7 protein-coding genes and 1 pseudogene are annotated in these 8014 nt (G+C 60.2%); 1 reads left to right on the top strand and 7 read right to left on the bottom strand.

Annotated features, from left to right (window positions below):
* From ACRXB1_RS01415 to ACRXB1_RS01390, 6 genes and pseudogenes are all read right to left on the bottom strand, one after another.
* The coding region (locus ACRXB1_RS01415; RefSeq protein WP_449490838.1) for an FUSC family protein at positions 1 to 933 on the bottom strand (933 nt) is incomplete at its 3' end.
* Positions 934 to 1057: 124 nt separating this feature from the next.
* Positions 1058 to 2608 carry a monocarboxylate uptake permease MctP gene (mctP, locus tag ACRXB1_RS01410; RefSeq protein ID WP_062000771.1) on the bottom strand — a complete coding sequence of 517 codons (1551 nt, stop codon included), beginning with the start codon at positions 2606 to 2608 and terminating at the stop codon, positions 1058 to 1060.
* Entirely contained in the window at positions 2608 to 2862 is a 255-nt protein-coding gene (locus tag ACRXB1_RS01405) for a DUF3311 domain-containing protein (protein ID WP_061998952.1), read from the bottom strand. The genes mctP and ACRXB1_RS01405 overlap by 1 nt, the downstream gene beginning before the upstream one ends.
* A 219-nt stretch (positions 2863 to 3081) precedes the next feature.
* Complete coding sequence (locus ACRXB1_RS01400) at positions 3082 to 3996, bottom strand: spermidine synthase (RefSeq protein ID WP_449490837.1); 915 nt, start codon at positions 3994 to 3996, stop codon at positions 3082 to 3084.
* Positions 3993 to 4466, bottom strand: coding sequence for a DNA-deoxyinosine glycosylase (locus tag ACRXB1_RS01395; protein ID WP_174365146.1), 474 nt, complete (start codon positions 4464 to 4466; stop codon positions 3993 to 3995). The genes ACRXB1_RS01400 and ACRXB1_RS01395 overlap by 4 nt, the downstream gene beginning before the upstream one ends.
* Positions 4467 to 4480: 14 nt before the next feature.
* Positions 4481 to 5029: pseudogene (locus tag ACRXB1_RS01390) on the bottom strand (chorismate--pyruvate lyase family protein); the annotation flags it as partial.
* 123 nt (positions 5030 to 5152) lie between these two features.
* Between ACRXB1_RS01390 and ACRXB1_RS01385 the strand changes: the two are divergent.
* Positions 5153 to 5410, top strand: a complete 258-nt coding sequence (locus ACRXB1_RS01385) for a hypothetical protein (RefSeq protein WP_075360502.1) — start codon at positions 5153 to 5155, stop codon at positions 5408 to 5410.
* Positions 5411 to 5500: 90 nt separating this feature from the next.
* On the opposite strand, the gene ACRXB1_RS01380 is transcribed toward ACRXB1_RS01385, so the two are convergent.
* A complete protein-coding gene (locus tag ACRXB1_RS01380) occupies positions 5501 to 7996 on the bottom strand; it encodes an Ig-like domain-containing protein (protein WP_449490836.1) in 2496 nt (831 codons plus the stop codon).
* Positions 7997 to 8014: the final 18 nt, after the last annotated feature.

Genomic DNA, 8014 nt, shown 5'->3' with positions numbered 1-8014 from the left:
TGGTGACCCGGTCGCCGCATGCAGCAGACCGACACGGCCGAACCGCAACGCACGCGCCATCAGCAACAAGGTATGACGCACGGCGCGTTCTTCGGCGTGACCGCTGGCGGCAAGTCCGGGCGCATTGTCCGGCATAGCGGACGCCATCATTTCCAGCGCGGTGATGATCGAACGATGCTGGCGCTGGATATCCTCCAGAACAGGAAGCGGCGTGTCGATCTCTTTTGCAACCGACGCCAGCAGCGAACGCGATGAAACCAGCCGCGAGTTCATCGTGGCGAACTGCTTCGTCAAGACCTCAACCGAGATGCGCCGCCCTTCCACGATCGCGCTATAGATCCGTGCGCTGTCGCGCATGTTGTCGGCGAGCCGATAACGCCATGAATACGTGGCGTATTGCGGCAGCACGAACGAGAACGCCAGCGCGATCACTATGCCGATCAGCACGGTCAGGGTGCGCCACAAGCCGACATCGATAGACAGATTCCCGTGCCCCGCCACGATCACCGTGGTGATGCCCGTGAGCAACGCGATATACCCCGGCTTGCCGATGGCGTGATACGCGCACACGCCGGCAATCACAGCCAGCAGCACGAAGGTGATCATGGTCGAGTGGGTGACCGATTGCAGCAGGATCAGCCCAAGCCCGAGCGACGCGCCAAGCAGCGTTCCCACCGCGCGCTCCGCCGCCTTCTTGCGGATATTGCCGTGATGCTGCAAGCCGCCGATCACGACGAGCAAAGTCACTGTGGACCATTCGCCGTGGGGAATATCGATGCCCGACGTCAGCGCAATCGACGCAAGCAGCGCCAGTGCCACGCGCGCCGCGTGGAGGTACTTGGCGTGGCGGTATCGAAAATACGGTGAGCCGAGCACGTGCAGCGTGCGGCGCGTGTGGCTTCGGAGGGGCTTCGACGGTTCGGTTGCGGACATGCGGTTCCGGTGAAGAGATGAACAACGCGCTGACGATAACGCTGCATTAAGGCCGCAGCCGGAAAAAGAAAACGCCCGCAACATCCGTTACGGGCGTTTCGCCAACTTTACCGCTAACCCGCGATCAGGTTTCAGCTACATCCAGATAGTCCTCGGGACTCGTCCGGTCATCGGAACGCTTGAGCCCGATCACGCGCACCAGGATGCTCACCACGATCGACACCACCAGGTTCACGACCAGCGCCCACACCGCGGCGTACCCCGGAATGGCGTAGCCGAAAAGGTGAATCGTGAAGATCGATCCGGCCAGTTTCAGCGATACCGCCATCCACGTGCCGGTGGCGATCCCCGCAGCCCAGCCGATCAGCAAACCCCGGTGATCGAGCACACGGGTATAGAGGCCGAGCACCAGCGCCGGCAGCGTCTGGATGATCCAGATCCCGCCGAGCAACTGCAACTGGATAGCGTACGTCAGCGGCAGCGCCAGGATGAACACGACCGCACCGACCTTCACCAGCAGCGACACCAGCTTCGCGACGTTGGTTTCCTGCTCCGGCGTCATGTTCGTGTTCACGAACTCCTTATGCACGTTACGCGTGTACAAGTTGGCGGCTGCTATGGACATGATTGCGGCCGGCACCAGCGCGCCGATACCGATCGCCGCAAACGCGACGCCCACGAACCACGACGGGAAAAAGTGCAGGAACAGAGCCGGGACCGCGAAGTTCGAACCGTAGGCCTTGAAGTACGGGGCGAATTCCGGCATGTCCTTCACACCCGATGCAAGCGCCATGTACCCCAGCAACGCGAGCAAGCCGAGCACCAGCGAATAGGCCGGCAGGAGCGCCATGTTGCGGCGGATCGTGTTACCCGACTTCGACGACAACACCGCCGTCACCGAGTGCGGATACAGGAACAGCGCAAGCGCCGAGCCGACCGCGAGCGTCGCATACGCGCTATACCCATTGAGGCTCGATGCATCCGGAGCTTTCAACAGGATCTTCGCCGGATCGACCGCATGGAAGATCGCGCCGAAACCGCCAAGCTGCGCCGGGATGATGATCATCGCCGCGATGATCGTGATGTAGATCAGCACGTCCTTCACGACCGCGATCATGGCCGGCGCGCGCAGGCCCGACGTGTACGTGTACGCGGCGAGAATCGCAAACGCGATGATCAGCGGCAGATCGCCGACAAACCCCTTGGTGTCGAATCCAAGCGCGCCGATCACCACTTCAATGCCGACGAGCTGCAACGCGATATACGGCATGGTTGCGACAATCCCCGTCACGGCAATCGCCAGCGCCAGCATGCGGCTGTTGTAGCGGGCGTGCACGAAGTCGGCGGCGGTGACGTAGCCGAATTTCTTCGAGATCGACCAGAGCTTCGGGAACACGACGAAAGCAAACGGGTAGATCAGGATGGTGTACGGCAGCGCAAAGAAGCCGGTCGCACCCGCGCCGAACACGAGGGCCGGAACCGCGACGAACGTGTAGGCGGTGTACAGGTCGCCGCCGAGCAGGAACCACGTGACGATCGTGCCGAAGCGACGGCCGCCGAGTCCCCATTCATCGAGCTGACCGAGGTCGGCCTTGCGCCAGTGAGCGGCGACAAAACCCAGGATCGTCACGCCGATGAAGAACAGGACGAAGACGAAGGTTGCGGTGGGATTCATCATCGCGGGCTCCCGGGCGTGAGCTTGGGAGCAGCGTGGATGGGCTTGGTCTTCATATAGACCACGGCCGTGATGACCGCGCTGATGAGCACCCAGAGCAACTGATACCAGTAGAAAAACGGAAAGCCCCAGAGCACCGGTTCGATCTTGTTGTAAAACGGCACCCAGACAACGCCGATCCAGGGAAGTATCAGCAGCCAAAGCCACTGTTTGTTGCGGACCTGACCAGTGGCGGTCACCGCATCTTGAGCCATGACGGTCTCCTCTTTTCTCTTTAAATTGCTGCTGGACTGGGACCTGCGCGGATCTCGCGGCAAGGCGCCAGCCTAATAGCGCCCCGAAATAACACGTGGAGTATATGGACGCCTAAAAGTGGGTCAAGCAGGGCGAACCCGAACCGTAATGGGTAGAGAAAGCATTATGTAATTTTTGCTTTATCGACCGCTGTCAGGGCGGCGGGTTCGCTGCTGGATCTAAATGGAAAAGTTGGGTGTATTGCCGGCTTCAGTACTGATCGACAAGGCCTTGACCCATTGACGCGCGGGCAGCTTCAGTTGCTTTTCGATGAGCTTTGCCCGTTGTTCGAGTTGCGCGTACGGCACATCGAGCGCGGGTCCCGCAAACGCGATGGCAATGCGATTGCCGTCGTGAACTTCGGGCAGCGCAAGCACTCGGCCATCGAAGGCTTCGTTCAGGCGCTTCATGTTGCGCACGAAGCTCGGGTGATCGCCGAACAGGTTGACCGTCACCACGCCCGCCGCCGGCGTCAGGCAAGCCCGGCACGCACGATAGAACGCGACGCTGTCCAGTACGGGGCCGCGCGCGGTGGCATCGTAGACATCGATCTGCAATGCGCCGATGCTGCCGTGGTTCGCGGCGTCGTTGACGAAGTCGTAGGCGTCCTGCTCGTGGATGGTGAGGCGCGCGTCGTCGTTGGGCAGCTCGAACATCGTGCGCGCGGCGATCACAACCGACGGGTTCAGCTCGACCGCCTCGACCTTCGCGCGCTTCAGGAACGCGTGCGCGAACTTAGTCAGTGCAGCCGCGCCAAGACCAAGCTGCACCACCCGTTTGGGCGTCTCGATGAACAACAGCCACGCCATCATCTGCTGCGCGTATTCAAGTTCGATGTGATTCGGCTTCTTCAGGCGCATCGCGCCCTGCACCCATTCGGTGCCGAAATGCAGGAATCGCACGCCGCCCTCTTCCGAGAACGTCACGGGCGCGAAGCGCGGTTTGCGAGGTGCATCGATACGCGGGGCATTTTCAAGGTCGTCATCACGATCGCGCTTTGCGCGCTTGGCCTGCTTTTTATCGTGCTTTTTTTCTTGGCGCTTGCCGCCGAACGCGCGCGCTTCAGCCGACGCGCGTTTGATTAATTGGGTCATTTGAGGATGTCGCGCCAGATGCGCAATTTTTGATCGAACGAGAGGATAGCATTCGCCGGACTCGACGACGGCAGGACCAGGGTTTCGTAGCCTGCCTCGCGGATCACCGGTTCGAAACGCCCGGATGTCTTGCCGTTGAAGCAGAGCTTTTTCAAGCCCGGCGCGTGAAGGCGGAACGAGGCAAAGTCGTTGGGATTCGCGTGACGGATCGCGGTGTCGAGACTGCCTTCGCGCTCGCACGCCGCAAGCACATCCCACAAGCCGATGCCATGTTCAAGCAGCTTGAGAACGCGCTGATCGTAGGCAAGCTCGTGCAAAGGCTCGCCGATCACCGTTCCGACCAGCCGCCAGAACTGGTTGCGCGGATGGGCGTAGTACTGCGCGGCATCGAGCGACGCCACGCCGGGGAAGCTGCCGAGTATCAGCGTGTGCGTGTTTTTATCGGCGATGGGCGGAAAGCCTTTCAGCATTCTTCGCAACGCTCGAGGAAAGCCCAGAGCGCGGGCAGGAAGCATTCGGTGACCATCAGCGGCGCACTTTTTCTCACGAACACGGAACGGCGCGCGACGAAGGTATGGGGGGCTTCATGATGCGTTTGTGTGGCCGCGAGCCTGTAGAGCGGATCACGCGCCGTCACCTTGCGCGACGTCAGCGGCGAGCGCCAGACGCTACTGTCGCTATATAGAAGTTCGGCCAGCGGACGCGTCCTCAAACGGCGGATCGCTTGCCACACGCCCGAACTGACATTAAGCGGCACGATACTGTGTGCCGCGACGAACGGCACGCCTTCCACTTTCAGCACGACTTCGCGGGTCCATACCGGCGTGCGCGGCGTGATGTTCAACGCGCTGGATTCATCGCGCCAGGGTTGGCTGACGGCTTCGCGGGTGACATCGACGGTGACGGTGCCGAGTGCACGCAGATGTGCAGTGAGCGAGCCGCCGCGCGTGAGCCAGTCTTTCTGGTCGGCGGTGAACGTGGGAAGCGGACGGATGCGCCAGTTGCCAGGCGCCACAATAAGGGTATTCAGCATGCGCGAGATTATAAAACCACGCGTGTAAATAGGACGAATCGTATAGATGTCGATGTCCGCGACGGGAAGACTGGGGAACCGGCCGGGAAATGGTCGGCGCTCAATCAACCAGAGAGGAAAGACATGTCGGTGAATACAAAGCAAACGTCGAAAGCCGTCGCAACACTCGCATCGAAGACGTTGCATGATCCGAAAGCGTCGGCCATTGCAAAGAGTCTTGCTGCATCGGCGCTATCGCAAACGCATACGAAGAACCAGACCGGCGCTCAGATGGAGCACAAGGCCTCGCTCGTTCTCCACAGCGACAAGTATTCGAAGGACACCAGGACGCTGGCGGCGTCTGTCGTAGCGCAGGCCAACAAGGAGCGTAAGGCCAAATAAGCGAAGCCGTTCCGGGAGCATCCGGAACGGCTTCGTTCAACTCGACACACCTCGCGTCAGCCCTCAGGCAAATGCGAGATAACGATCAAATCAATGTACGACGGCGTGTACGCCTTGCTGAATCAGCAGGTCTGCGTGAGCAGCTGAATTCTGATACACGTTGTACGTCACGCCGCCAACCGAGGCCGTGCCGTGCTCTACCCACGGAGCATCTGCCACGCCCGCCAGCTTTGCATGCGACAAGTCGATCGTGTCGGCAGACGAACCATTCACCATCAGTTGCTTGTTACCGTCGTGCTGGAACAAATCAGCTTGGCCAAGATTCAGCACGTCGACGAGCGACAAGTGCAGCGTGTTTCCATGTCCGCCCAAGTCGAAGGCCTGGACACCCGAAATCTTGGCCGCTGCTGTCTGCCCAGTCAACGAGGTCAGGTCCAGCACCTGATGACTGCCTTCCAGGTGCATTGTGTGGACGCCCTTGCTGCCTCCTTCGATGTGGGCTGACGACTGCTTGAAGTACGAGTTCGGATCGACGTTCAGGTCGACGTTCTGATGACCAGCCGATGCGACAAACTTGTCATGCAGGCCTACGCTTGCGTCATTCGAGACAGCGGTTACATCCTGGCTCACGGCGTGAGCGGCGCTTACCAGCGACTGGACTGCGGGTGCAGGCGTTGCATCCACAGTCATCTGCAGGAACAGCGGAACGCTCGTGCCCGATGCGTTCGTCTCCGTGATGCTCAGGTTATGCACGCCGTTGGACAACGTAGGCAGGTCCCACTTCGTGTTGGCTTGTGTCACCACCATCGTTCCGACCAACTGGCCGTTGTCGAACAGGTTCAGCGTGTCGCCAACCGTTGCGCTCAGCACGAGCGACGGATGTGCATCATGCGTCACCTGTGCAATGTCCGCTTCAGCATAATTGCTCACCGAATGATCGACCAAGCCGAGGTATGCCGGTGCGGCCGGACCTGCTGCTACTGTGAAGTTGATGCTCGCCTGTGCGCTGTTGTTGCCCGCTGCGTCGGTGGCCATCAGCGTGAGCTCATGCGCGCCGTTGAACAGGACTGACGGAACGGTCCAGTTCGTGTTCGTCTTGGTGGCAACCATGGTACCGATCAGCGCGCCGTTGTCGTACATGCTGTAGGTGGCGCCAGGAATGGTCGTGAAGACGATGCCGGGTGCATCGTCGTGCAAGGTCGAACCGTAACTGAAATCAGCGTAGTTGCTCACCGAGTGATCGATCAGGCCCATGATGGCAGGCGTTGCAGGCGTTGCGTCAACGGCCGTCGCCATCAAACTCATGACGGAAGGCGTTGCATCCACAGTCATCTGCAGGAACAGCGGAACGCTCGTGCCCGATGCGTTCGTCTCCGTGATGCTCAGGTTATGCACGCCGTTGGACAACGTAGGCAGGTCCCACTTCGTGTTGGCTTGTGTCACCACCATCGTTCCGACCAACTGGCCGTTGTCGAACAGGTTCAGCGTGTCGCCAACCGTTGCGCTCAGCACGAGCGACGGATGTGCATCATGCGTCACCTGTGCAATGTCCGCTTCAGCATAATTGCTCACCGAATGATCGACCAAGCCGAGGTATGCCGGTGCGGCCGGACCTGCTGCTACTGTGAAGTTGATGCTCGCCTGTGCGCTGTTGTTGCCCGCTGCGTCGGTGGCCATCAGCGTGAGCTCATGCGCGCCGTTGAACAGGACTGACGGAACGGTCCAGTTCGTGTTCGTCTTGGTGGCAACCATGGTACCGATCAGCGCGCCGTTGTCGTACATGCTGTAGGTGGCGCCAGGAATGGTCGTGAAGACGATGCCGGGTGCATCGTCGTGCAAGGTCGAACCGTAACTGAAATCAGCGTAGTTGCTCACCGAGTGGTCGATCAGGCCCATGATGGCAGGCGTTGCAGGCGTTGCGTCAACGGCCGTCGCCATCAAACTCATGACGGAAGGCGTTGCAGCCGGCGCATCCACAGTCATCTGCAGGAACAGCGGAACGCTCGTGCCCGATGCGTTCGTCTCCGTGATGCTCAGGTTATGCACGCCGTTGGACAACGTAGGCAGGTCCCACTTCGTGTTGGCTTGCGTCACCACTATCGTTCCGACCAACTGGCCGTTGTCGAACAGGTTCAGCGTGTCGCCAACCGTTGCGCTCAGCACGAGCGACGGATGAGCATCATGCGTCACCTGTGCAATGTCCGCTTCAGCATAATTGCTCACCGAATGGTCGATCAAGCCGAGGTATGCCGGTGCGGCCGGACCTGCTGCTACTGTGAAGTTGATGCTCGCCTGTGCGCTGTTGTTGCCCGCTGCGTCGGTGGCCATCAGCGTGAGCTCATGCGCGCCGTTGAACAGGGCTGACGGAACGGTCCAGTTCGTGTTCGTCTTGGTGGCAACCATGGTACCGATCAGTGCACCGTTGTCGTACATGCTGTAGGTGGCGCCGGGAATGGTCGCGAAGACGATGCCGGGTGCATCGTCGTGCAAGGTCGAACCGTAACTGAAATCAGCGTAGTTGCTCACCGAGTGATCGATCAGGCCCATGATGGACGGTGTTGCAGGCGTGACATCATTTGTAGACATATTTTTTTACCTCTTAAA

The organism is Caballeronia sp. M23-90, assembly GCF_053574605.1.
Note: the sequence above shows the minus strand (reverse complement) of the source record. Positions and strands in the feature narration are given on the sequence as shown.

Bases quoted from the DNA above. Each gene is read 5' to 3' on its own strand.
- mctP (WP_062000771.1), bottom strand. From the start codon at position 2,608: ATGAATCCCACCGCAACCTTCGTCTTCGTCCTGTTCTTCATCGGCGTG.
- ACRXB1_RS01405 (WP_061998952.1), bottom strand. From the start codon at position 2,862: ATGGCTCAAGATGCGGTGACCGCCACTGGTCAGGTCCGCAACAAACAG.
- ACRXB1_RS01400 (WP_449490837.1), bottom strand. From the start codon at position 3,996: ATGACCCAATTAATCAAACGCGCGTCGGCTGAAGCGCGCGCGTTCGGC.
- ACRXB1_RS01395 (WP_174365146.1), bottom strand. From the start codon at position 4,466: ATGCTGAAAGGCTTTCCGCCCATCGCCGATAAAAACACGCACACGCTG.
- ACRXB1_RS01385 (WP_075360502.1), top strand. From the start codon at position 5,153: ATGTCGGTGAATACAAAGCAAACGTCGAAAGCCGTCGCAACACTCGCA.
- ACRXB1_RS01380 (WP_449490836.1), bottom strand. From the start codon at position 7,996: ATGTCTACAAATGATGTCACGCCTGCAACACCGTCCATCATGGGCCTG.